This is a genomic window from Rhizobium sp. WSM409, from assembly GCF_057653825.1.
In genome coordinates this window covers 2207677-2230967 of sequence record NZ_CM172794.1, presented here as the reverse complement: position 1 = coordinate 2230967, position 23291 = coordinate 2207677, and the positions used below count along the sequence as shown (strand labels likewise).

Genomic DNA, 23291 nt, shown 5'->3' with positions numbered 1-23291 from the left:
TCTAAGCCGTCACGTTGTGGTGACAGCGTGCGCACGGCGACCGATTACCCTCACGTCTTATAAATCAGCCAGCTCTTGGTGAAATCCTTCTGCATGCCGTCCTGATAGAGGATGGTGCAGTTGCGGCCGGCATTCTTGGCGCCGTAGAGCGCGATGTCGGTCTTGCTGTAGAGTTCGCCGGCATCCTCGGCATTGGAGGCCATGCAGATGCCGATCGAGACGGTGACCGGGCCGTAATTCACCCGCGTGCGGGAATTCTTGAAGGGCGTCGTCTCTAGCGTGCGGCGGATGCGCTCGGCGATGCCGGTGACTTCCTCAGGCGTGTTGCCGTCGATGATGAGGGCGAACTCCTCACCGCCGGTGCGGGCGACGAAGATGTCGCGACGGACATTGCTGCGGATGACGGAGGCGACGGTGGCGAGCACCTTGTCGCCGACCGGATGGCCGTAGGTGTCGTTGATCTTCTTGAAATTGTCGATGTCGCAGAGCAGCAGCGCCGTCACCGGCCGCATGCTCGAATTGTCGAATATGGCGGCGAGGCGGTCGTCGAAGGCGCGGCGGTTGGAAAGGCGGGTCAGCGAGTCGGTGTTGGCGATGCGCTTGTATTCGTCGAGTTCCTTGCGGACCTGATCCATCTCCTGCGAGCGCTGGACGACGTCCTCGACGGTGCGTTCACCATGCGCCATTGTGTCTCCGGTTGCCTGGCTCAGCAGATCGATGGCGTTTTCGATCAGTTCGACGCTGGCATTGCTCTTTGAGGTAATGCGCTTGTGGGTTTCGCCGAGCAGCTTGGTATAACTTTCGAGCGAGCTCTGCTCCTGCTTGAGAATGCGCAGCAGGCCATCGAGTTCGCCTGATATGCGCGTATGGGCATCGTCGAAGACACGGGCCGGGCTGTGGGTGAAGTGCTGCGCGCCGAGCGCATCGAGTTCGGCCTGGGTCACCTGGCCGCCGAGGGCCGCGAGCTCACGGGTCAGGGCCGGATTGGAGCCGATATAGGCCTCGTAGAAGAGTTCGTAATTGCGCGGTATCGGCGCAACGCCCATGGAGCGCATGGCATAGGTGATCTGACCCGCAACGTCGGGAACCTGCACCTTCGGCGCGACAGCCGTATTCATCCGGCGAACTCCTCATATATTCAAAGGCAATATTCCATTTGTTAGCTTAAATTTCTTGGGAAAAGATTAAAGCGATATATACCAAAGATTACATACGACAAATGCCCCATGGGTCAATACTTCGATCAGGCCTATGATTTTCCACGGGAAAAAGTATCTTTAGCGGCACAGTGCGTACTCGCTGAGCGGGAGCGTTGTCTGGAAAACTTACAGTTCTTCTCTGCCGGAGACCGTATTCATCTTGTCGACAGTTGGTTTTGGCCGTTTCGTATTGCAGTGGCAGTATTTCGGGTTGATATTTCTTGGTGGCAAACCCGATCGTAGCCTGCAAGCCAGGGCGTGAGATCGTGGAAACCTCCCGCCATATTTCTTTTGCCATCCTTGCCTTCACCGTCTTCGCCGCCGGCACCTTGTTGCTGGAGCACACCAGCTTCTTCGCCGGCGCGTTCCGCACGGAGATCCTGGCGAGGGTCGATGCCTGGGATGTGGTGAGTGCGAGCGAGGCGGTGACGGCGCGGAACATCGGCGCGTCGGATAAGGCGTCGGCACGGTAGAGCAGGCGCAGCCTGCCCCGTCACCCCAAATTCAGCTCCTGGAAGAAATCATTGCCCTTGTCGTCGATGACGATGAAGGCGGGGAAGTCTTCGACTTCGATCTTCCAGACCGCTTCCATGCCGAGTTCGGGATATTCGAATACTTCGACCTTGCGGATACAGTCCTGAGCAAGACGGGCGGCGGGTCCGCCGATCGAGCCGAGATAGAAGCCGCCGTGCTTCTTGCAGGCTTCGCGCACGGCGCGCGAACGATTGCCCTTGGCGAGCATCACCATCGAGCCGCCGAAGGACTGGAACTGGTCGACATAGCTGTCCATGCGGCCGGCCGTGGTCGGGCCGAAGGAGCCGGAGGCGTAGCCGGCGGGCGTCTTGGCGGGACCGGCATAATAGACCGGGTGGTTTTTCAGGTAATCGGGCATGCCTTCGCCCTTTTCCAGCCGCTCGCGGATCTTGGCATGGGCGAGGTCGCGAGCGACAATGATGGTGCCCGACAGCGACAGGCGCGTCTTGACCGGATGCCTGGAGAGTTCGGCAAGCACGTCTGCCATCGGCCGGTTGAGATCTATGCGCACTGTCGATTCCGACAGTTTCGCCTCGTCGATCTCGGGCATGTATTTCGACGGATCGGTTTCGAGCTGCTCGATGAAGATGCCATCGCGGGTGATGCGGCCCTTGGCTTGGCGATCGGCGGAACAGGAGACGCCGAGGCCGATCGGCAGCGAGGCGCCGTGGCGGGGCAGGCGGATGACACGCACGTCATGACAGAAATACTTGCCGCCGAACTGGGCGCCGACGCCCATCTGCTGGGTCAGCTTGTGGATTTCCGTCTCCATCTCGATGTCGCGAAAAGCGTGGCCGCTCTCGGACCCTTCGGTCGGCAGCTCGTCGAGATAGCGGGTAGAGGCGAGCTTGACAGTTTTGAGGTTCATCTCGGCCGAGGTGCCGCCGATGACGATCGCCAAATGGTAGGGGGGACAGGCTGCCGTCCCTAACGTCAGGATCTTCTCCTTAAGGAAGTCGATCATTCGGTCATGGGTCAAGAGCGAAGGCGTGCCCTGGTAGAGAAAGGTCTTGTTGGCCGAGCCGCCGCCCTTGGCGACGAAGAGGAATTCGTAGGCATCGGTGCCTTCCTCGTAGATGTCGATCTGGGCCGGCAGATTGTTCCTGGTATTCTTTTCCTCGAACATTTTGATCGGCGCGAGCTGCGAATAACGCAGGTTCTTCTTCTCATAGGCATCCATGACGCCGCGGGCGAGTGCGGCGGTATCCTCCCCCTCCGTCCAGACCCTGCGGCCTTTCTTGCCCATGATGATCGCCGTGCCGGTATCCTGGCACATCGGCAGCACGCCGCCGGCGGCGATATTGGCGTTCTTCAGCAGGTCGTAGGCGACGAAACGGTCATTGTCCGTTGCCTCGGGGTCATCGAGGATCGAGGCGAGCTGCTTCAGATGGCCGGGACGCAGCAGGTGGTTGATGTCGGCAAAGGCGGTTTCGGCCAGCAGCCGGATCCCCTCCGGCTCGACGGTCAGGATCTCCTGGCCCTTGAACGTGTCGACCGAGACATGGTCGCCGCTGAGCTTGCGATAGGGGGTGGCATCCTTGCCGAGGGGAAAGAGATCGTCAGCCATCGAAGTGACCTTTCTGGTAGGGCGTCGCTAGATTGGAAGCGGTCTAAATCCACCACGGGGCAAATGCAATCGGGATGCGGCGGACTCTGGAGTGGGGGGCATGTCGTGCCGCGTTTTGCAGTCGGCACGTCACACGCGGTAAGCGAGTGAAAGAACAGGCGAAATCGACATTTGTCGCGAAACAGACGACTTCAGGTTGCCTTCGGTCCGCGGCCAGTTCATATTCCCGGCAGCGTTAACCTGCCGGGGCTTCCAATGACAAATGCAAAGCCAACTGCTGTCGACGACCTTCTCTTTTTTTTCGAAGACAATTGGATCCGCGGGAATCTGCTGCGCCTCTCCAGCGATCCCGAGGGAGCGGACATGTATGTTCGCTTCGTCAATGGCGTGCGTATCGACGCCAAACATGGACCTGACCACGAAACGATCATAAGGGGCGAATACGGAACCTTCAGACTGAAACCTGACGGTCACTTCGAGTACGAGCTGGACTACACGCTCGACGTCGTGAAAAATTTAACGAAATACGATCAGCTCATCGAGAAGCTGAGCTTCAAGATGTCCGATGGCTCAGGAGGCACGGACCTCGGCGTGCTGACGCTCGCGATCGACGGCGTCAACGAAGGCGACAAATACCACGAAATCCTGGATTTCGACGATTTGGGCGTCACGTCGAGGGCCGATAATTTCTCTCTGCCTGATTATCGCAACTTTGCGCTCTCGGTGAATGGAAGCCACGAGGTGACGCTTCTGAACGGGTATGTCTATGATACCATCCCGGGTGTCGACGCCATCACCGAGGACGGTTTCAGCGATACCGTTCTATCGCCGGGTTCTGCGCCCGTAAGCTTGAAAATGCTCGATGGCGGGGAATTCACCTTTCAGAGCGTTTCGATTGCCGAATTGTCGGCAGCGCCCTTTCACCTGACGCTCACCGCGCTGAACGACGGCCAGATCGTTTATCAGCAGGAGCTCGAGGTCACCGGCCCCACTCTCGAGGTCAATCTCGAAGACATCGAAGAAATCCGTTTCGACTTCATGGGCAATTCCGTCGTGATGGACAATTTTTCGCTGTTTGCCTTGCTATAGGCTTGAGGGAGTTGCGGCATATCACCTTCTCCCCGCGAGCGGGAAGAAGGTGGCGGCAGCCGGATCAGGGGCTGTGGCCTATGCGACCTTCCTACTTCGGCCCGATCATCGTTTCCGGGCGCACGATCTCGTCGTACTCTTCCGATGTCACCAGGCCGCTGGCGAGGGCCTCTTCCTTCAGCGTCGTGCCGTTCTTGTGCGCCGTCTTGGCGATCTTCGCGGCTGCGTCGTAGCCGATCTTCGGGGCGAGTGCGGTCACCAGCATCAGCGAGCGTTCGAGGCCTGCCTTGATATTGTCCTCGCGCGCCTCGATGCCGACGACGCAATTGTCGGTGAAGGAGACGGCGGCGTCGGCGAGCAGTTGCACCGACTGCAGGAAATTATAGGCCATCATCGGATTGTAGACGTTGAGTTCGAAATGGCCCTGGCTGTCGGCGAAGGTCAAAGCCGCGTTGTTGCCGAAGATATGGATGCAGACCTGGGTCAGCGCCTCGCACTGGGTCGGGTTGACCTTGCCGGGCATGATCGAGGAGCCGGGCTCGTTTTCCGGCAGCGCCAGCTCGCCGAGGCCGGCGCGCGGGCCGGAACCGAGCAAGCGGATATCGTTGGCGATCTTGAAGAGGGCGGCGGCTGCCGCATTGATGGCGCCATGGGAAAAGACCATGCTGTCATGCGAGGCGAGCGCCTCGAACTTGTTCGGCGCGGTGACGAAAGGCATGCCTGTGATGGCGGCGATCTCCTCGGCGACCTTTTCGGCAAAGCCCACCGGCGCGTTGAGGCCGGTGCCGACGGCAGTACCGCCCTGGGCGAGCTCGCAAAGGCCGGGCAGGGTCATTTCGATGCGCTTGATGGCGGAGCCGACCTGGGCGGCATAACCCGAAAATTCCTGGCCGAGCGTCAGCGGCGTCGCATCCTGGGTGTGGGTGCGGCCGATCTTGATGATGTGACTGAATTCGGTGACCTTCATGTCGAGGGCGGCATGCAGGTGCTTCAGGGCCGGCAGCAAGTGATGGGCGATCTGCTCGGCGCAGGCGATGTGCATGGCCGTCGGATAGGTGTCATTCGACGACTGGCTCATATTGACGTGATCGTTCGGATGCACCGGTTTTTTGGAACCCATGACGCCGCCGAGCATTTCTATCGCACGATTGGAGATCACTTCGTTGGCATTCATATTGGACTGCGTGCCTGAGCCGGTCTGCCAGACGACCAGCGGAAAATGGTCGTTCAGCTTGCCCTCGATCACCTCCTGGGCGGCGTCGACGATCGCTTTGCCGAGGCCAGGATCGAGCTGGTCGAGCGACATGTTGGCGCGGGCGGCGGCCTGCTTGACGATTCCGAGCGCACGCACGATCGACAGCGGCTGCTTTTCCCAGCCGATTTTGAAATTGCCGAGCGAACGTTCGGCCTGGGCGCCCCAATATCGGTCGGCGGCGACGTCGATCGGGCCAAAAGTATCGGTTTCGGTGCGGGTTGCGGTCATCAGCCTTGCCTTCCCTTTACATGCTGTTTTCGGGCATCTTCGAAAGATGAGGTCTTATAGGTTGGAAAGTCCGACAAGAAAACTGGATGCCGTGCGAAATATTGAAACCGGAAGTCATGTTTGCGCAGGCTTGTCGGCGTGCCTTTTAAGCCACTTTGGAAATTTTATGCATCCTGGCGTTTTCGCCGCACTGGTCTGGCGGCGAAAATTCGGTAAAAAATTAACCAATAATTTCATAATTTTGTGTGAACTGCTGGGCGGCGCCGTGCAGGATCTCCGTCACACAAAATTGAGTCCGCCGGCGCTGGCGGCGCAGGCCGGTTTCTGATCAATGAGGCCCTACGCTGCTTGAGTTTCGCGGGATTTGAGCTTGAGCCTTGCGCTCGTGACAAGAACAGCAGGACACCGGGACTGGAAGATATATGACGTTCGTTTTGAAAAGCGCGGCATCCGCATTGGCAATTTCCTGCGGCGTGGCAGTAATGAGTGCCTCACCCGCGCATGCTTATACATTGATGGATATGCTGCGCGGCGACAGGCAGCGGACCCAGAGCACTATCTTCATGGACCAGATGCCGCCCGGCCGTGTGGGTCCGCGCGGCGGCGTCGGCGGATCGCTCGGCGGGCTCGATCCGGAAGCGCCGCTGCCGAAGGTGAGCGGTCCTCGTTATTATACTTATAAAACCGAGACGCTGCAGTTCGTCGATACCGGCAGGTTCGCCGATCCCGTCGTCACCGGCGCGGTCGCCGATGTTTCGGGTAGCGGCGATGCCAGCGCCGAGCCGGCCGTGCAGCGCCGTTTCCTGGCGCAGGCCAAGGTGCGCGCCAATGCCGACGTCGCAAAGGCGCTCGAAGCCTATTACGGCGACAGCCGCAATCCGCTCGTCTGGGTCGAGGGCAATCAGGTCAACGACCGCGCCAAGTCGGCGATGCTGGTACTTGCCGATGCGGCCTCCGTCGGCCTCGACCCGGCGGATTACGCCGTCCAGACGCCTGATATCGACCCGGCCAATCCCGATCCCGCCTTTCGCGATCGGGCGCTGACGCAGTTTGAACTCGATCTCTCCGCCAAGGTGCTGGCTTTCGCGCAGGACACGGTGCGCGGCCGCATCGATCCGAACAATATCTCCGGCTATCACGACTTCCAGCGCAAGGTGGTCAATCTGACCCCGGTGCTGAAGCTTGCCCGCCTGAGCCCCGATGTCGGCGCCTATATCGCCAGCCGCTCGCCTGATAGTTCGCAATTCCAGGCGCTGAAGGCGGAGCTTGCCAAGCTTCGCGCCGCCGACGGCGGCAATGAGGAGCGAATCGTCGTTTCGCTCGACAGGCTGCTGAGGCCTGGCGACAGCTCGCCGGAGATCGCCAATATTGTCAAGGCGATCGGCAAGCACGGTTCCGAAACGCTGAGGACAGATCATGCGGCAACGCTTGCTGCTTACGCCGGCAGCATCGATTATTCGCCTGACATCGTTTCGCTGGTCGAGGAATTCCAGAAGGAGCGTGGGCTGAAGGCCGATGGCGTCATCGGCCAGGCGACCGTGCGCGCCATGACCGGCGGCGACACCAATGCCTCGAAGATCGACAAGCTCATCGTCGCCATGGAGCAGGCGCGCTGGCTGCCGGAAGATCTCGGTTCCCGTTATGTCATGATCAACCAGCCGGCCTACATGGTCTACTACCACAATGACGGCAAGGAACAGCTGTCGATGCGCGTGGTCGTCGGCGGCAAGAACAACCAGACCTATTTCTTCGACGACGAAATCGAGACGGTCGAGTTCAACCCTTTCTGGGGCGTGCCGCAGTCGATCATCATCAACGAGATGCTGCCGAAGCTGCGCTCGGATCCGAACTATCTCGACCAGCTCGGTTATGAGGTCGAGGTGAACGGCCACGCTGTCGCCTCCTCGAGCGTCGACTGGTACGGCTCGACCAACAATGTTTCGGTGCGCCAGCCGCCAAGCAGCGACAATGCGCTCGGCGAACTGAAGATCCTGTTCCCGAACAGCCACGCGATCTACATGCATGACACGCCGTCGAAGAGCTTCTTCAAGCGCGACATGCGGGCGCTGAGCCACGGTTGCGTACGCCTTGCCGATCCGCGGGCGATGGCGGCGGCCGTGCTCGGCACGACGGTCGACGACGTCGCCAAGCAGATCGCCAGCGGCCAGAACCATGCGGTGCGCGTGCCGCAGAAGATCCCGGTCTACGTCTCCTACTTCACCGCCTGGCCGAACAAGGACGGCGTGGTGGAATATTTCGACGACGTCTACGGCCGCGACGCCTATGTCGACAAGGCCTTCGACGCGACGACCAAGGCGCGTGGAGCGCAGATCTGATAATTGGATTTGATTAGTGATGCCGGCGGGCAGTCTTTGGGCTGCCCGTTTTTGTTTTTTTCCGCGCGCAGGGAATGAGAGTAAAGTGGAGAGGGCTTGCCGCGTGGTACCCCCCTCTGCCCTGCCGGGCATCTCCCCCACAAGTGGCAAGCGGCCCGACCTTCCGGCCCATGTTCCGCTTTGCCGGCTGCCACGATGATTGTTTGGGGAAGCCGTCGCGCCCAGCCAATCTCCCCACCTGTGGGGGAGATGGCCGGCAGGTGTCGGACCCGGATAGATAGGTAACAGAACGGACCGTTTACATAGGTGACAGTTCTCTAGCAGCCGGGAGGGCCCGGCGATGGTTTGGAGAGAGACTGGCATCATGGACGAGCGGCTGCGCTTTGTTGGGGAATGTCTTGCGGGCGAGGAGACGATGACGGCGCTGTGTGCGGCCTACGGGATATCGCGCAAGACGGGCTACAAATGGTTGGAGCGGTATCGGGCGCTCGGCCCTGCGGGGCTTATCGACCTGCCGCGGGCGCCGCTTGAGCACGGGCGGGCAACGGCGGCGGAGCTGGTGGCGCGGATCGTGGCGGAGAAGGAGGCGAATCCGCAGTGGGGGCCGAAGAAGGTGCTGGCGCGGCTGAAGCGGTCGGCGCCGCAGCTTTGCTGGCCGGCGGCCTCGACGATAGGCGAGATCCTGAAGCGACACGGGCTGGTCGGGCGCCGGCGGCATCGCTGGCGGGCGGCTGGTTGCGGCCCGTTCGCGCCGGCCAACGGGCCCAATGCGGTGTGGAGCGCCGATTACAAGGGCTGGTTCAGGACCCGCGATGGGCGGCGCTGCGAGCCACTGACGGTGATGGATACGGCGAGCCGCTTTCTGCTGGCGCTGGAAGCCTGCGCGACGCCGGCCGAGGTAGAGGCCTGGCCGGTGTTCGAGCGGCTGTTTGCCGAGCACGGACTGCCGGAGCGCTTTCGCAGCGACAACGGTTCGCCCTTCGCGGCGATCGGCGTCACCGGGCTGACGACGCTTGCTGTACGGTTCATCAAGCTCGGCATCGGCCTGGAGCGCATCCAGCCGGGCAAACCGCAGCAGAACGGCCGCCACGAACGCTTCCATCTGACGATGCTGCCGCTGGCCATGGCGCCGGAGGTCGACCATGCCGCGCAGCAGGCGGTCTTTGACGCATTTCGCCAGAATTACAACGCCGAGCGTCCACACGAGGCGCTCGCTATGGACGTGCCTGCTGATCATTACCGACCATCACTGCGGCGCCTGCCCGACCGCCTGCCTGAACCGGACTATCCGGCCGAGGCGGCGGTGCGCCGGGTGCGCTCCAGTGGCGAGATCAAATGGAACGGTGACCTCGTCTATGTCGCAGCAGCGCTGGCCGGCGAGGTCGTGGCGATCGAGGAGAGTGAAGCGGGCATCTGGACGCTACGCTTCCATGCCCATCCGCTCGGCATCATCGACAAGAAGACCAAGCGGCTTGTCCGCCCCAGCGCCCTGCAACCCCGACCAGCCGGCGCAGGGGCGGACACTGGTTTACAAGGGGGAGAACTGTAACCCATCTATCCGGTTCAATCTGTTACCCATCTATCGGCTGGACAAGGACAGAGGGGGGGGTGCCCACGGTACGCCAGCAGAAAGTAAGGAACGGCTCCGCCTCAGACGGCAACCTTCTCCGCATATTCCCGCAGCAGCGTTTCCACCAGCTCCGGGGTCAACTCATCGAAATGGGTGATGATAACATCCGGATCGAGGCTCGAAACCGGCACGTCGGAATAACCGAAAGGCACGGCGATCGAGGGTACGCCGGCGTTTCTCGCAACGGCGATATCGTTGACGCTGTCACCGATCATCACGGTGCGGGCGATGTCGCCGCCGGCGCGTTCGATGGTGCCGGTGAGGTGGCGGGCGTCGGGCTTGCGGTATTCGAAGCTGTCGCCGCCGGTGATGGTGTCGAAATATCTGACGAGGTCGAGCTTGTCGAGCAGGCGGACTGCCAGGCTTTCCATCTTGTTGGTGCAGACGGCGAGGCGGTAACCCTGAGATTTCAGCCGGTCCATGGCGGCGACCAGGCCGGGATAGGGTTCGGTCCGGCCGGGCATGTTGCCGGCATAATGAGCGACGAAGCGCTCGACCAGCGGCGGCAGGGCGTCGCTTTCGAGCGGATGGCCGCGCAGCCGGCAGGCGCGCTCGATCATGACGCGCGCGCCCTGACCGACGAGATGGGTGAGGTCGTCGTAGCTGACCGGCTCGAGGTCAAGGGCCGCGATCGTGTGGTTCAGGCTCTCGACCAGGTCCACATGCGTATCGAGAAGGGTGCCGTCGAGATCGAAGACGACGAGCGCCGGGCGAGTGGGGGCAGGGGTCAAGGGCATGTCTCTTTGAGCGATGGTCGTTTTGAGGAGCGATGTATCGTTCTGAGGAACGATGGATCGTCCCTGAGGTAGGCGATCGTGCGGCGGAAAGCAACGTCCGGCGATGGCCGGGAAGGCCGCAGGCCTCTGTTTCGGCTTTTCATTTTCCGTGATGATTTTGACTTTCGTTTGCCAGGCGAGCCGTGTAAACAGCACATCCAACGCAATATCAGGAGCTGGCGGCGCATGGATGCCCGCGAAATGAAGATCAAGGCCGCCGAGGCCGCACTCGCGCATGTCGAAAGCGGGATGCGTCTCGGGATCGGCACCGGCAGCACGGCGGAAGAATTCGTTCGCCTGCTGGCGGAGAAGGTTGCTGGCGGCTTCAGGGTCGAAGGCGTCCCGACGTCCGAACGAACCGCGCGGCTCTGCGTCGAACTCGGTGTGCCGCTGAAGTCGCTCGACGAACTGCCGGCACTCGATCTGACGATCGATGGCGCCGACGAGGTCGATCAGGCGCTCAGGCTGATCAAGGGTGGCGGCGGTGCGCTGCTGCGCGAAAAGATCGTCGCGGCCGCGTCAGAGCGAATGATCGTCATTGCCGACGAGAGCAAGCTGGTCGATACGCTCGGTGCCTTCGCGCTGCCGATCGAGGTCAATCCGTTCGGGCTCGTCTCGACGCGGATCGCGATCGAAAAGGTCGCGGCCCGGCTCGGCCTCTCGGGTGAACTCGCTCTGCGCCAGTCGGGTGACGGAGAGTTTACCACGGATGGCGGCCATCACATCATCGATGCATCTTTTGGCCGCATTCCTGATGCAGAGGCGCTTTCGAGCGAGCTGAATTCCATACCCGGCGTCGTTGAACACGGGCTCTTTATCAATATGGCGGCACTTGCGATCATTGCCGGTCCTGCGGGTGCGCGCACGCTGCAGGCAAACAGATAACAGGAGCATATACTCATGATGAACATTGCAGGTCTTGGCCGTCTCGCCGCTGCCACCGTCGTTCTTTCCGGGCTTGCCTTCGGCTCCGCCGTCAAGGCGCAGGAAGTCTCCGAGGATCAGCTGAAGGCGTCTCGCGCGGCGATCGACGCCATTGGCGCCACCGCCCAGTTCGACAACATCCTGCCTGGTCTCGCCGAGCGCCTGAAGGCCGGACTGATCCAGGATTCGCCGAACTACCAGGACATCATTTCGTCCACGGTCGACGCGCAGGCGCTGGCGCTGGCGCCGCGCCGCGGCGATCTGGAGAAGGAGGCGGCACTCACCTATGCCAAGACCTTCACCGTCGACGAGCTGAAGGCGATCGCCGACTTCTATAATTCCGACGTCGGCAAGAAGCTGCTGCGCGACGGCCCGGTCGCCTCGCGCGAGACGGCGAAGGCTGCCGACATCTGGGCGCAGGGCATTTCCCGCGACCTGGAAAAGCAGAGCAACGTCGAGCTTTCCAAGGTCATCAAGGCACCGCCGCCGGCAACCGACAGCCCGACCGCTCCGGCTCCGGCACCGGCTGCCCAGCAGTAAGGCTGCCCCATCTAATTTGCGAAAGCCCGGCATCGTCCGGGCTTTTTTGCTATGATACGGCAAATGCCGCCGGCGAGGCTTCAGGTGACCGCAGACATGTTTGATCATGACAAGGCCGTCCGAGTGCGGATATCCGGCAAGGTCCAGGGTGTCGGTTTTCGCTATTGGACGCGCGATGAGGCCGTACGGCTCGGTTTGACGGGTTGGGTTCGCAATGAAGAGGACGGGGCCGTGGTCGCTGTGATCGCAGGACCCGACAGCGCCATCTCGACGATGATCGAGCGTTTCAGGCGCGGGCCTTTGGGGGCGTCGGTTTCGGGCGTCGAGACGGAAGCAGCCCAGCTTGAGAAGAACCCGACGGATTTCCGCATTACCCGCTGACAGCGCTAATCGCTAAGCAGATGCAATTGGCATCGCATATGCGCCGCACCTCAGCCCCTATGGGTTCGGGTTCTTTGCAAGTTGCCACACACCCTCTTCATCCGGCTCCACGCGCTTGTTGCCGCGGTAGAAGATCGGCAGTCGCGTCTTCTTGTCGATCGAGAAACGGCTCGGCGTGTATTTTTCGTCCTCGTGGCCCTGAATGGCGAGGCCGAGCGCTTCCTTGAACTTGCCAGCCTTGCACAGGTTGCTGAAGAGAGTTTGATCCATCTTTTGCTCCGCCATTCTTTTCCATCCCATGGATTGCCTGCCAGCCTCGGCCGACCGGGTCAACCGTAAACGGTGACTGGTCAACCGAAGTCGGTGTCTGGGCCAACCTAGACGGTGACCGGGTCAACCGTAGACGGTGACTGGGTCAACCGTAGACGGTGACTGGGGTCAGCCCTTTACAATGAAGATTCGGCGATGGGAACCGGATGATGCAGGAGCGGGCTTTTGTTTTCATGATGATCGCCCCTATATCAGGAACATCCTTCCTGCGATTCCCTTCCGGAGCTCCTCATGTCTTCCTACGACTACGACCTCTTCGTCATCGGTGGCGGTTCAGGAGGTGTGCGCGGCGCCCGTGTCGCCGCCTCGCTCGGCAAGAAAGTGGCGATCGCCGAGGAGTATCGCTACGGCGGCACCTGCGTCATCCGCGGCTGCGTGCCAAAAAAGCTCTTCGTCTACGCCTCGCAGTTCCATGAGCATTTCGAGGATGCGGCGGGCTTCGGCTGGACGGTCGGCGAAACCAGCTTCGACTGGAAGAAGCTGGTGGCGGCCAAGGATGTTGAAATCGCCCGGCTCGAAGGCCTCTACAAGAAAGGTCTCGCCGGCGCCAATGCCGAGATCCTGGAAACGCGCGCGGAACTCGTCGATGCCCATACGGTCCGGCTGCTGAAAACCGGACAGACGGTGACGGCAAAGACGATCGTGATCGCCACCGGCGGACGGCCGAACCCGCATGCGGCCCTTCCCGGTCACGAACTCTGCATCTCCTCCAACGAGGCCTTTCATCTTGAAGAACTGCCGAAATCGATCGTCATCGCCGGCGGCGGCTATATTGCCGTCGAATTCGCCAATATCTTCCATGGCCTCGGCGTCGAGACGACGCTGATCTATCGCGGTGCCGAGATCCTGTCGCGCTTCGACGAAGATTTGAGGCGCGGGCTGCACGAGGCGATGGTCGCCAAGGGTATCCGCATCCTCTGCCACGATACGCTGCAGAAGGTTTCGAAGGGTGCGGACGGGCTCGTTCTGGAGACGCTGAACAACGGCACGCTGCAAGCCGGCGTCGTCATGCTGGCGCTCGGGCGCGATCCGAACACCGAAGGCCTCGGTCTTGAGGCGGCCGGCGTCGCCGTCGACGAGCGTGGCGCCGTTATCGTCGATGAATATTCCCGTACCAATGTCGAAAACATCTATGCGCTCGGCGATGTCACCAACCGGGTACAGCTGACGCCGGTGGCGATCCACGAGGCGATGTGTTTCATCGAGACCGAGTACAAGAACAATCCGACCCGGCCGGATTACGAGCTGATCCCGACCGCCGTGTTCTCGCAGCCGGAGATCGGCACCGTCGGCCTTTCGGAAGAGGAGGCGGGCAGGCGTTATCCCGAACTCGAGGTCTACCGCGCCCAGTTCCGGCCGTTGAAGGCCACGCTTTCCGGGCGGGCCGAGCGGATGATCATGAAGCTGATCGTCGATGCGGCGAGCCGCAAGGTGGTGGGTGCCCATATCCTCGGCCACGATGCCGGCGAGATGGCGCAGCTGCTCGGCGTCACGCTGAAGGCCGGCTGCACCAAGGACGATTTCGACCGAACGATGGCGCTGCATCCGACGGCGGCCGAAGAGCTCGTCACCATGTATGCGCCGAGCTATCGGATCCGCGACGGTAAGCGCATTTGAGCCGCAACGTGCTTTTGCCTTGCATGTCGTTGACCCGGAACCGCTGCGCACTTCCGGGCGACATGCATTAGAGCGCCCTGCGTCCTTTCGGACGCACAAAGGACGCTCTAACTCTTTGAGCCTACGCATCGTGCTTTCCGAAAACCGATTTCGATTTTCCGGCCGATGCGCTAGCTGGTGATGCGCGGTGCCCGGATGACCTTGAGGAAAAGCGCCTTCATCGCATCGGCGATGCCTTCGGTCGGCGTCACTTCGAAATAGAGGCCGGGCGAGGCGCATGCCTGCATCTTCGTCGGGATCTCGCCCTGGAAAGGCTTGATCCACGTATTGTACCAGCTGTTTTTCGGCAGCGGCAGATAGGTGGTGTAGAGCACCGCGATCCTGATACCCTTGTCCTTCAGTGGCTGACAGAAGGACGTGTCGATCGGCTCCTGGCAACGGTTGCCGGTGAGTTTCTTGGTGCAGCCTTTCGGTTTTTCGCTGTCGCCGACGCCGTCCGAGACGAAGAAAAGAATCTTCTGCGGTGTCGTGGCGGTGCTGCCGTCGCCGGGGGTGGTGATAATGGTTTTCATCTGCGTCAGCGCGCTGTCGAAGCTCGTCTGCTGGTCGTTGTTATAGCCCTGAAACGGAATGGTCATGAGATCGACGGCGTCGGTATAGCTGCGCACCTTGTCGAGATCGTCCGTCGGGTCGGATATGGTGGTCAGCTTTGCATCCTCGGCCTTGGTGCCGAACGTATAGACGCCCATGCGGAACTGATTGCTGGAAACACGCGTGGACTTGGCGGTCACCGTCAGTTCCTTGGTCGCCTGGCGCACGACGTCGATGCGCATGCTGACGCCGAGCTTCTTGGCGAGATTGTAATAATTGTTGTTGTTCTGCGTTTCATGGCACGCGAAAGCGCAGGTATCGCTGGTGTTTTTTTCCATCGTCGAGACGTCTGTCGCGGTGGCGCCAACGCCCATCGAAGGGGTGTTGTCGAGGAGAATGTAGAAATCCATAAAAGACGCGGTCTGGTATTCGGCCGTCGCTGTACCAGAGATCGTGATCGAATCCCGGCCAAGAACGCGCATGAAGGTGGTAGGCACAGTCGCACTGAAGGAAACCTGCGAATTCAGCTTGTTGGCGGTCTTGGTGACATCGATTCCGAGATCGACCTGAACGTCGGTCAGCTCCCCGGATATTTGAGACATGAAGATGCTGCGGGCGTCGTCCTTGCCGAGCGAGATCGTGCCGTTGCCGCTCATGGTCATGGCGGCTGCGACGGCGCCGGATTTTTCGGCGATCGAACCGACGGCGGCAGCATCGGCAGCGGCGTAGAGCTGCGTCCTCAGGCTGAGCGCGTGGGCGAAATCCACCGCCATGCCGGCCGCACCGAAGAGCGGCACCACCAGCAGTGCCGTCATGATGCCGAAATTGCCCGAGCGGTCTGATATGAAACCGGGCGGAAGGATCGCCATGCCATGTCCCCGAAGTTGAAACTCTCTCCGGTTCTACATTGAAAGTCTAAAGTATGGGAAAATCGACATGGTATACGCTGGTTTAACTAGAGCAGGGCGGGCGGCGGCGATGAGGCGACAACTGTCGGCGAATGGTCTTTGCAAGCCTGACCTAAAGGTCTATAAGCCGCCGCATATTGAGGGCATCCTGAGGTATGGATGTGAGAACAGGTGAGTGAGATGGCAGACAATTGGACCCCGAGCAGCTGGCGGCAAAAACCGATCCTGCAGGTTCCCGAATATCCCGACGCAGCCGCTTTGGCGGCAACGGAAGCCACGCTCGCCAGCTATCCGCCGCTTGTCTTTGCAGGTGAGGCGCGCCGCCTGAAGAAACATCTCGCCAATGTCGCCGAAGGCAACGGCTTCCTGCTGCAGGGCGGCGACTGCGCCGAGAGCTTCGCCGAACACGGTGCCGACAATATCCGCGACTTCTTCCGCGCCTTCCTGCAGATGGCCGTGGTGCTGACCTTCGGGGCTCAGCTGCCGGTCGTCAAGGTCGGCCGCATCGCCGGCCAGTTCGCCAAGCCGCGGTCGTCGAATGTCGAGAAGCAGGGCGATGTGACGCTGCCGGCCTATCGCGGCGACATCATCAACGGTATCGAGTTCACCGAGGAATCGCGCATTCCGAACCCGGAACGCCAGGCCATGGCCTATCGCCAGTCGGCTGCGACGCTGAACCTATTGCGTGCCTTTGCGATGGGCGGTTATGCCAATCTCGAAAACGTGCATCAGTGGATGCTCGGCTTCGTCAAGGACAGCCCGCAGGGCGAGCGCTACCGCAAGCTTGCCGACCGCATCAGCGAAACCATGGATTTCATGAAGGCGATCGGTATCACCTCGGAAAACCAGCCGGCGCTGCGCGAGACCGATTTCTTCACCAGTCACGAGGCGCTGCTGCTCGGCTACGAGGAAGCGCTGACCCGCGTCGATTCCACCTCGGGCGACTGGTATGCAACCTCTGGCCACATGATCTGGATCGGCGACCGCACGCGCCAGGCCGACCATGCGCATGTCGAATATTGCCGCGGCATCAAGAACCCGATCGGCCTGAAATGCGGCCCTTCGCTGCAGGCCGACGACCTGCTGCAACTGATTGACATCCTGAATCCTGCCAACGAGGCCGGGCGCCTGACGCTGATCTGCCGCTTCGGCCATGAGAAGGTCGCCGACAGCCTGCCGAAACTCATTCGCGCCGTTGAGCGCGAGGGCCGCAAGGTCGTCTGGTCCTGCGATCCGATGCACGGCAACACGATCACGCTCAATAACTACAAGACCCGTCCCTTCGAGCGGATCTTGTCGGAAGTCGAAAGCTTCTTCCAGATCCACCGCGCCGAAGGCTCGCATCCGGGTGGCATCCATATCGAGATGACTGGCAAGGACGTGACCGAGTGCACCGGCGGCGCCCGCGCGGTCTCCGCCGAAGACCTGCAGGACCGCTATCACACCCATTGCGATCCGCGCCTCAACGCCGACCAGGCGCTCGAGCTGGCCTTCCTGCTTGCCGAGCGCATGAAGGGTGGTCGCGACGAAAAGCGCATGGTCGCCAACGGCTGATCGCAGCCCCAAATGGATGAAGAAAAGCCCGGCGATGCCGGGCTTTTTTATGCTGCGAAGGTGGAACAGGCAGTCAGATGCTGGCCTGGACGCTGTGCAGATTGGCGTAGACGCCCTCTTGCGCCATGAGCTCATCATGGGTGCCTTGTTCGACGATGCCATCAGCTGTCAGGACCAGGATGCGGTCGGCATGGCGGACGGTCGACAGGCGGTGGGCGATCACCAGGGTGGTTCGGCCGTTTGCCAGGCTCAGCAGCGCCTGCTGCACCGCCCGTTCGCTCTCGTTGTCGAGCGCGCTGGTTGCTTCGTCGAAGATCAGGATTTCCGGATTCTTGAGGAAGGCGCGAGCGATGGTGATGCGCTGGCGCTGGCCGCCCGAGAGCTTGACGCCCCGTTGGCCGATATCGGTGTCATAGCCATGCGGCAGGGCGATGATGAAGTCGTGTGCATTGGCCGCGCGCGCGGCCGCTTCCAGCTCGGCATCGCTGGCGTCGGGCCGGCCGTAGCGCAGGTTTTCCGCCACCGTACCGGCAAACAGGTAGACATCCTGCTGCACCACCCCGACATGGCGCCGGAGCGAGGCCAGCGTCACATCGCGGATATCGATGCCATCGATCCGGATTGCCCCAGCCGCGACATCGTAGAAACGCGGTATCAGCGCGCAAAGCGTGCTCTTGCCGACCCCAGACGGGCCGACCAGGGCGACGAACTCACCGGGCGCGATGGTGAGCGACAGCTGCTCGAGCACCCGCGGGCCATCGGCCTCGTAACCGAAGGCGACGTTGGAAAAACAGATCTCGCCCCTTGGTGCCAGCATCGGACGCGCGGCCGGTCGATCGGTGATATCGGGGGCTATCTCCAGGATCTCCATGGCCCTGCTGAAGCCGGTGTAGCCCTCCTGCCAAAGGCGCACGAAATTGGCGAGCCGCTGCACCGGATCGACCAGCACGGCGACGCAGAGCAGGAAGGTCAGCATGTCGGGCACAGTCAGTTCCGCCGCCAGGATGCGCAGGCCGCCGATGATGATCACCAATATGGTGACGAGTTGGGCGAAAGTTTCGGTGCCGACCGAAAACCAGGCTTCGCTGCGGTAGCCCTCGGCACGGCTTTGCAGGAAACGCCGGTTCTGCTCGGCGAAGCGTTCCTTTTCCAGCGCTTCATTGGCGAAGGACTGGACCACGCGGATGCCCGCAAGAGCATCCTCCACCCGCTCGTTGACGGCGGCGATCTGCCGTTTGCTGGCTTCGAGCGCGCGGTTCATGCGCCGGTTGAAATAGAGCGCATAAGCCACCGCTACCGGGGTGAGCAGCAGGATGAGCCCGGCCAATGGCGGATCGATGAAGAACAATACCAACATGGCGCCGCCATATTTCAGCACGGCGATGGAAAGATCCTCGGGGCCGTGATGGAAGAGCTCGCCCAGCCACAGGCTGTCATTGGTGATGCGGCTCATCAGCTGGCCGGTGCGCTGGCGGTCGTGGAAGCTGAACGAGAGCTTCTGGCAATGCTCGAAGAGTTCCTGCCGCACCGTCGCTTCGATGCGCGCGCCCATCACGTGGCCGCGATAATCGACGAAGAAGATGGCGACGATCTGGACCGCCAGAACGACCAGCATGACGCCGCCCATCGTCAGGATTTGTGCGAAGGCCTGCGGTATGTCGGGCAGAGCCAGAAGGCGGCTCGTGACGATGTTGGCGCAGAGCGGGAGGGCGACCGCCGTGCCGGCGACCAGGATGGCGCAAAGCAGATCCGCCAGCAGCAAAGGCAGATGCGGACGGTAGTAGGAGAGGAATTTGCGCATACGCGACCAGCGCCGCTCGCGGTCGGCGGCATTCGCATCGTCGCGGAAGAATCTCGGGAAGACGTTATGGCGTCGCGAGCTTTTCCTCGCGCGGGAGAACCGAATGTTCATGAAGCTGAATGTCCTTGTGGGGGATGTTTCCTTTCTGTTCGGACAGGGTCGCTCTCATGTCAGTCTCCCGAGGGTCGAGTGAATTGGACCTTAAGTATCACCGACAACAGCCGGCGATTCAATGCCGGGATGAGATGAGGTTGGCAGCTGTTGTCGTCGAGCAACACGTGCTCGCGCCGACCAAGCATGGATAAGGCTGGCGATTTTCAAGATTTCTGATGATTTCGTTGAGCGGAATGGATTTGACGCCAAGGGCGATCGGCGGCAACGTTCCGTCGTAAACGGGAGAGCAATCATGACCGAACGGCATACAGGCGGCTGCCTTTGCGGCGCCGTACGATTTTCAACGACGGCGAAGCCAGGACCTGTCGTCGGCTGCCATTGCTCGCAGTGCCGCCGGCAGACCGGGTTTTATTACGCCGCGGTCAACGTGGCCCGCGCGGCTCTTTCGGTTGATGGCACTGAGGCGGTCCGCTGGTACCGGTCAAGCGAAGAGGCGCAGCGCGGCTTCTGCTCGAATTGTGGCTCCGCGCTGTTCTGGCAGGCGGATGGATCGGCGGAGATTTCGGTGATGGCCGGCGCCTTCGACGCGCCGAGCGGCCTGACCTTCGGCCATCATATCTACTGTGCCGACAAGGGCGATTTCTACGAGATATCGGACGGCCTGCCGCAATACGCCGTGAATCCCCCATCGTCATCCTCGCCGGCCCGTGATTGACAAAGGTTGATCGCCGAGGCTAGGTTTACCGTGCTGCGTAGGGCGCTTCGTCGAATGTCGAAAGGGCAATGCCCGCCTACAATGTATCAACAGTTGCGCCCATGCCGAATCTCGAAAACCTCAAAAAGCAGGCCAAGCAGTATTTGCGATGGCACAGCGAAAGATACTATCCTGTTGCAGCCGAGATCAGAGCTGCGTTGCCGCGCTTCCGTCATCTCGATGACAGCCAGGTGCTGGAGGCGCGCTTCAAGCTTAGCGACGCGCAGGACCTGATCGCACGTCAAATGGGTTTCGAGGGATGGCAGGCGCTCAAGACAGGAGCCGCAGCCATGACAGATCCGAAAAAACAGCCAGCACCACAAGCCATCCTGAGTTCGCTATCCGCGCAGTTGTTCGTCACCGATATCAAAGCGTCGTGCGAATTCTTCACCGGCAAACTCGGCTTCAGGGTCGACTTCGTCTATGGCGACCCGCCGTTTTACGGACAGGTCATCCGCGACAATGCTCAACTCGCTCTGAGGCTGGTATGCGAGCCCGTGTTCGTCGGCGATATCAGGCAACGGGAGCATCTGCTTTCAGCCTCGATCACCGTCGGTACATCAGACGAGATCAAGCGCCTGTTCCTGGATTTCCAGACCGCAGGCGTATCCTTCCATCAGCCCCTCAGGAAGGAGCCGTGGGGCGCCAGAAACTTCATCGTGCTGGATCCGGACGGAAATCTCATCCTGTTTGCTGGTCCGGGCGGCTGATAATTGCGCAATAAGCGCTGCCTCAGCTTCTGGCGGAAAGTTCGGCGCTGAGGCGGGCCACATCCTCGCGCAGCGCCGTCAGTTCGGTCAGCACGCTCATATCGATCTTCTGGTGCAGGGAGAGCACTTCGAGCTCGGCCTTGAGATTGACCTCATAATCCTTGGCGGCCTCGAAGCGGTCGCGCTCGGCCTGCCGGTTCTGGGACATCATGATGATCGGCGCCTGGATGGCGGCGATCATCGACAGGATCAGATTCAGAAAAATGAAGGGGTATGGGTCGAAGGGATTCGCCACCAGACCGATGGTGTTCATCAGTGTCCAGACGGCGAGAAAGGCGAGGAAGGCGAGTATGAAGGACCAGGAGCCGCCGACGCGGGCGATGCCATCGGCGATACGCTCGCCGAAGGATGACTCGGCGGATAAGGCGGCATTGACGTCGGTCGAGATGATCTTGCGCGCGTGCGTTTTCGCCAGCACGCGCTTCTCGATGTCGCCGAGTTCATCGGCCGGCTTGTCGAAATGATGGTGCACGAAATTCGAAAGATTAGACATTGTCTGTTTCCGATACCGGTTATCGATGCGGTCGCTTTCGGCGCCAGTATTCCGCTCCAGAGGCAAATTGCAATGCGTATCAGTGCCGCGCGGGAGCACGCGCGATCCGTTCACAAAAATTTCGTCGTTGCGAGGTGCCGCTTTCGGCCCGAACGTGTTGCGGTCGTGAAAGGTGCAGTCTAAATAAATGACATGACACAGGAAAACGCTCTTTCTGATATCTTCCGCATCGCCATCGGCCAGCTCAACCCGACGGTCGGCGATGTCGCCGGCAATCTTGCCAAGGCGCGCGAGGCGCGCACGGATGCTGCCCGGGAGGGCGCGCATCTGCTCGTGCTGACCGAGCTTTTCATTTCCGGTTATCCGCCTGAAGATCTGGTGCTGAAGCCCGCCTTCATCCGCGCCTGCTGGAAGGCGGTCGAAAACCTGGCCGCCGATACCGCCGATGGCGGGCCGGGCGTGATCATCGGCTTTCCCCGGCAGGACGAGACCGGGCGCTACAATTCGGTCGCGGTGCTCGACGCAGGCAAGGTGATCGCGGTGCGCGACAAGATCGACCTGCCGAATTACGGCGAGTTCGACGAGAAGCGCGTCTTCGACCAGGGCGCCATGCCGGGGCCGGTGAATTTTCGTGGCGTGCGCATCGGCATTCCGATCTGCGAGGATATCTGGGGCGATCTCGGCGTCTGCGAGACGCTGGCCGAAAGCGGGGCCGAGATCCTGCTGTCGCCGAACGGTTCGCCCTATTATCGCGGCAAGGTCGATATCCGCCATCAGGTGGTGCTGAAGCAGGTGATCGAGACCGGTCTGCCGCTGATCTATGCCGCCCAGCTCGGCGGCCAGGACGAACTGGTTTTCGACGGTGCGAGTTTCGCCTTCAATGCCGACAAGTCGCTCGCCTTCCAGATGAGCCAGTTCGAAACGGCGCTGGCGGTGACCACGTGGAAGCGCGGCGAAGATGGTTGGCATTGCGCCGAAGGGCCGATGGCGCATATTCCTGAAAGCGAGGAGGCCGATTACCGCGCCTGCCTGCTCGGCTTCCGCGACTACGTCAATAAGAACGGCTTCAAGACCGTGGTGCTCGGCCTTTCCGGCGGCATCGATTCTGCGATCTGCGCAGCAATCGCTGTCGATGCGCTCGGCGAAGAGCGGGTGCGCACCGTCATGCTGCCCTATCGATACACCTCTGAGGATTCGCTGAAGGATGCGGCCGATTGCGCGAGGGCGCTCGGCTGCCGCTACGATATCGTGCCGATCGAACAGCCGGTGACGGGTTTCAGCAGCGCGCTCGCCAGCCTTTTCGAAGGCACGGACAGCGGCATCACCGAGGAGAACCTGCAGAGCCGGGCGCGCGGCGTTATCCTGATGGCGATCTCCAACAAGTTTGGCTCGATGGTGGTGACGACGGGCAACAAGTCGGAAATGTCGGTCGGCTACGCCACGCTCTACGGCGACATGAATGGCGGCTTCAACCCGATCAAGGATCTCTACAAGATGCAGGTCTATGCGCTTTCCCGCTGGCGCAATGAAAACGTGCCGCCGGGCGCGCTGGGGCCGTCGGGCGAGGTAATCCCGCAGAATATCATCGACAAGGCGCCTTCGGCCGAGCTTCGTCCCGACCAGAAGGACCAGGATTCGCTGCCGCCCTATCCCGTTCTCGACGATATCCTTGAATGCCTGGTGGAAAAGGAAATGGCGGTCGAGGAGATCGTCGCGCGCGGCCATGATGTTGCGACCGTCCACCGGGTCGAGCACCTGCTCTATCTCGCCGAATACAAGCGCCGGCAATCGGCGCCCGGCGTGAAGATCACCAAGAAGAATTTCGGACGCGACCGGCGCTATCCGATCACCAACCGTTTCCGGGATCGATGACGCAATCGAGATTGCTGACGGCATCAAG

General features: G+C 61.2%; 21 protein-coding genes. 13 read left to right on the top strand and 8 right to left on the bottom strand.

Annotated elements, in window-relative coordinates; all coding sequences use genetic code 11:
• Positions 1-50: 50 nt before the first annotated feature.
• Entirely contained in the window at positions 51-1118 is a 1068-nt protein-coding gene (locus AC25BC_RS11165) for a GGDEF domain-containing protein (protein ID WP_128407319.1), read from the bottom strand.
• A gap of 347 nt (positions 1119-1465) precedes the next feature.
• Here AC25BC_RS11165 and AC25BC_RS11160 point away from each other — a divergent pair, with 347 nt between their 5' ends.
• Positions 1466-1672, top strand: a complete 207-nt coding sequence (locus AC25BC_RS11160; RefSeq protein WP_128438436.1) for a hypothetical protein — start codon at positions 1466-1468, stop codon at positions 1670-1672.
• Positions 1673-1692: 20 nt separating this feature from the next.
• On the opposite strand, the gene AC25BC_RS11155 is transcribed toward AC25BC_RS11160, so the two are convergent.
• Positions 1693-3300, bottom strand: coding sequence for a fumarate hydratase (locus tag AC25BC_RS11155; RefSeq protein WP_113548339.1), 1608 nt, complete (start codon positions 3298-3300; stop codon positions 1693-1695).
• Positions 3301-3555: 255 nt separating this feature from the next.
• On the opposite strand from AC25BC_RS11155, the gene AC25BC_RS11150 reads away from it, so the two are divergent.
• Positions 3556-4389: a VCBS domain-containing protein gene (locus AC25BC_RS11150; RefSeq protein ID WP_128438437.1), complete on the top strand. Its 834-nt coding sequence runs from the start codon at positions 3556-3558 to the stop codon at positions 4387-4389.
• A 91-nt stretch (positions 4390-4480) separates the two neighbouring features.
• Here AC25BC_RS11150 and fumC read toward each other — a convergent pair whose 3' ends face one another.
• The gene (gene fumC, locus AC25BC_RS11145; RefSeq protein ID WP_047621340.1) at positions 4481-5872 is read right to left on the bottom strand and encodes a class II fumarate hydratase; all 1392 of its coding nucleotides are present in this window, start codon (positions 5870-5872) and stop codon (positions 4481-4483) included.
• Between the two features lie 61 nt (positions 5873-5933).
• Here fumC and AC25BC_RS11140 point away from each other — a divergent pair, with 61 nt between their 5' ends.
• The 3 genes from AC25BC_RS11140 (at position 5934) to AC25BC_RS11130 (ending at position 9757) form a co-directional block, all read left to right on the top strand.
• Entirely contained in the window at positions 5934-6200 is a 267-nt protein-coding gene (locus tag AC25BC_RS11140) for a hypothetical protein (RefSeq protein WP_128438438.1), read from the top strand.
• A gap of 94 nt (positions 6201-6294) precedes the next feature.
• Positions 6295-8208, top strand: a complete 1914-nt coding sequence (locus tag AC25BC_RS11135; protein WP_128438439.1) for a L,D-transpeptidase family protein — start codon at positions 6295-6297, stop codon at positions 8206-8208.
• Between the two features lie 340 nt (positions 8209-8548).
• Positions 8549-9757, top strand: coding sequence for a helix-turn-helix domain-containing protein (locus AC25BC_RS11130; RefSeq protein ID WP_487778554.1), 1209 nt, complete (start codon positions 8549-8551; stop codon positions 9755-9757).
• 101 nt (positions 9758-9858) lie between these two features.
• Here the strand turns inward: AC25BC_RS11130 and AC25BC_RS11125 are convergent, their stop codons facing one another.
• Complete coding sequence (locus AC25BC_RS11125; protein WP_206642410.1) at positions 9859-10575, bottom strand: HAD family hydrolase; 717 nt, start codon at positions 10573-10575, stop codon at positions 9859-9861.
• Between the two features lie 225 nt (positions 10576-10800).
• Between AC25BC_RS11125 and rpiA the strand changes: the two genes are divergently transcribed.
• From rpiA to AC25BC_RS11110, 3 genes are all read left to right on the top strand, one after another.
• Complete coding sequence (rpiA, locus tag AC25BC_RS11120; protein WP_012757713.1) at positions 10801-11499, top strand: ribose-5-phosphate isomerase RpiA; 699 nt, start codon at positions 10801-10803, stop codon at positions 11497-11499.
• Between the two features lie 15 nt (positions 11500-11514).
• On the top strand, positions 11515-12078 hold the full coding sequence (locus AC25BC_RS11115) for a DUF2059 domain-containing protein (protein ID WP_012757712.1): 564 nt from the start codon (positions 11515-11517) through the stop codon (positions 12076-12078).
• Between the two features lie 96 nt (positions 12079-12174).
• Positions 12175-12459: an acylphosphatase gene (locus tag AC25BC_RS11110; RefSeq protein ID WP_041935664.1), complete on the top strand. Its 285-nt coding sequence runs from the start codon at positions 12175-12177 to the stop codon at positions 12457-12459.
• A gap of 57 nt (positions 12460-12516) precedes the next feature.
• On the opposite strand, the gene AC25BC_RS11105 is transcribed toward AC25BC_RS11110, so the two are convergent.
• On the bottom strand, positions 12517-12729 hold the full coding sequence (locus AC25BC_RS11105; protein WP_003540246.1) for a hypothetical protein: 213 nt from the start codon (positions 12727-12729) through the stop codon (positions 12517-12519).
• A gap of 291 nt (positions 12730-13020) precedes the next feature.
• On the opposite strand from AC25BC_RS11105, the gene gor reads away from it, so the two are divergent.
• Complete coding sequence (gene gor, locus AC25BC_RS11100; RefSeq protein WP_012757710.1) at positions 13021-14406, top strand: glutathione-disulfide reductase; 1386 nt, start codon at positions 13021-13023, stop codon at positions 14404-14406.
• Positions 14407-14576: 170 nt separating this feature from the next.
• On the opposite strand, the gene AC25BC_RS11095 is transcribed toward gor, so the two are convergent.
• Positions 14577-15866, bottom strand: a complete 1290-nt coding sequence (locus tag AC25BC_RS11095) for a TadE/TadG family type IV pilus assembly protein (RefSeq protein WP_128440204.1) — start codon at positions 15864-15866, stop codon at positions 14577-14579.
• A gap of 219 nt (positions 15867-16085) precedes the next feature.
• Here AC25BC_RS11095 and AC25BC_RS11090 point away from each other — a divergent pair, with 219 nt between their 5' ends.
• Positions 16086-17459, top strand: a complete 1374-nt coding sequence (locus AC25BC_RS11090; protein WP_003540243.1) for a class II 3-deoxy-7-phosphoheptulonate synthase — start codon at positions 16086-16088, stop codon at positions 17457-17459.
• A gap of 73 nt (positions 17460-17532) precedes the next feature.
• Here AC25BC_RS11090 and AC25BC_RS11085 read toward each other — a convergent pair whose 3' ends face one another.
• On the bottom strand, positions 17533-19371 hold the full coding sequence (locus tag AC25BC_RS11085) for an ABC transporter ATP-binding protein (protein ID WP_012757708.1): 1839 nt from the start codon (positions 19369-19371) through the stop codon (positions 17533-17535).
• A gap of 295 nt (positions 19372-19666) precedes the next feature.
• On the opposite strand from AC25BC_RS11085, the gene AC25BC_RS11080 reads away from it, so the two are divergent.
• Both AC25BC_RS11080 and AC25BC_RS11075 read left to right on the top strand, forming a co-directional pair.
• On the top strand, positions 19667-20089 hold the full coding sequence (locus tag AC25BC_RS11080) for a GFA family protein (protein ID WP_012757707.1): 423 nt from the start codon (positions 19667-19669) through the stop codon (positions 20087-20089).
• 101 nt (positions 20090-20190) lie between these two features.
• A complete protein-coding gene (locus tag AC25BC_RS11075; protein WP_012757706.1) occupies positions 20191-20838 on the top strand; it encodes a VOC family protein in 648 nt (215 codons plus the stop codon).
• 22 nt (positions 20839-20860) lie between these two features.
• On the opposite strand, the gene AC25BC_RS11070 is transcribed toward AC25BC_RS11075, so the two are convergent.
• Positions 20861-21391, bottom strand: coding sequence for a DUF1003 domain-containing protein (locus AC25BC_RS11070; RefSeq protein ID WP_003540234.1), 531 nt, complete (start codon positions 21389-21391; stop codon positions 20861-20863).
• 192 nt (positions 21392-21583) lie between these two features.
• Here AC25BC_RS11070 and AC25BC_RS11065 point away from each other — a divergent pair, with 192 nt between their 5' ends.
• A complete protein-coding gene (locus AC25BC_RS11065) occupies positions 21584-23263 on the top strand; it encodes an NAD+ synthase (RefSeq protein ID WP_128440205.1) in 1680 nt (559 codons plus the stop codon).
• The last annotated feature ends 28 nt before the right edge of the window (positions 23264-23291 follow it).

Excerpts from the sequence above, each read along its gene's own strand:
- AC25BC_RS11165 (WP_128407319.1), bottom strand. The coding sequence starts at position 1,118 with ATGAATACGGCTGTCGCGCCGAAGGTGCAGGTTCCCGACGTTGCGGGT.
- AC25BC_RS11155 (WP_113548339.1), bottom strand. The coding sequence starts at position 3,300 with ATGGCTGACGATCTCTTTCCCCTCGGCAAGGATGCCACCCCCTATCGC.
- AC25BC_RS11150 (WP_128438437.1), top strand. The coding sequence starts at position 3,556 with ATGACAAATGCAAAGCCAACTGCTGTCGACGACCTTCTCTTTTTTTTC.
- fumC (WP_047621340.1), bottom strand. The coding sequence starts at position 5,872 with ATGACCGCAACCCGCACCGAAACCGATACTTTTGGCCCGATCGACGTC.
- AC25BC_RS11135 (WP_128438439.1), top strand. The coding sequence starts at position 6,295 with ATGACGTTCGTTTTGAAAAGCGCGGCATCCGCATTGGCAATTTCCTGC.
- AC25BC_RS11130 (WP_487778554.1), top strand. The coding sequence starts at position 8,549 with ATGGTTTGGAGAGAGACTGGCATCATGGACGAGCGGCTGCGCTTTGTT.
- AC25BC_RS11125 (WP_206642410.1), bottom strand. The coding sequence starts at position 10,575 with ATGCCCTTGACCCCTGCCCCCACTCGCCCGGCGCTCGTCGTCTTCGAT.
- rpiA (WP_012757713.1), top strand. The coding sequence starts at position 10,801 with ATGGATGCCCGCGAAATGAAGATCAAGGCCGCCGAGGCCGCACTCGCG.
- AC25BC_RS11115 (WP_012757712.1), top strand. The coding sequence starts at position 11,515 with ATGATGAACATTGCAGGTCTTGGCCGTCTCGCCGCTGCCACCGTCGTT.
- AC25BC_RS11110 (WP_041935664.1), top strand. The coding sequence starts at position 12,175 with ATGTTTGATCATGACAAGGCCGTCCGAGTGCGGATATCCGGCAAGGTC.
- AC25BC_RS11105 (WP_003540246.1), bottom strand. The coding sequence starts at position 12,729 with ATGGATCAAACTCTCTTCAGCAACCTGTGCAAGGCTGGCAAGTTCAAG.
- gor (WP_012757710.1), top strand. The coding sequence starts at position 13,021 with ATGTCTTCCTACGACTACGACCTCTTCGTCATCGGTGGCGGTTCAGGA.
- AC25BC_RS11095 (WP_128440204.1), bottom strand. The coding sequence starts at position 15,866 with ATGGCGATCCTTCCGCCCGGTTTCATATCAGACCGCTCGGGCAATTTC.
- AC25BC_RS11090 (WP_003540243.1), top strand. The coding sequence starts at position 16,086 with ATGGCAGACAATTGGACCCCGAGCAGCTGGCGGCAAAAACCGATCCTG.
- AC25BC_RS11085 (WP_012757708.1), bottom strand. The coding sequence starts at position 19,371 with ATGAACATTCGGTTCTCCCGCGCGAGGAAAAGCTCGCGACGCCATAAC.
- AC25BC_RS11080 (WP_012757707.1), top strand. The coding sequence starts at position 19,667 with ATGACCGAACGGCATACAGGCGGCTGCCTTTGCGGCGCCGTACGATTT.
- AC25BC_RS11075 (WP_012757706.1), top strand. The coding sequence starts at position 20,191 with ATGCCGAATCTCGAAAACCTCAAAAAGCAGGCCAAGCAGTATTTGCGA.
- AC25BC_RS11070 (WP_003540234.1), bottom strand. The coding sequence starts at position 21,391 with ATGTCTAATCTTTCGAATTTCGTGCACCATCATTTCGACAAGCCGGCC.
- AC25BC_RS11065 (WP_128440205.1), top strand. The coding sequence starts at position 21,584 with ATGACACAGGAAAACGCTCTTTCTGATATCTTCCGCATCGCCATCGGC.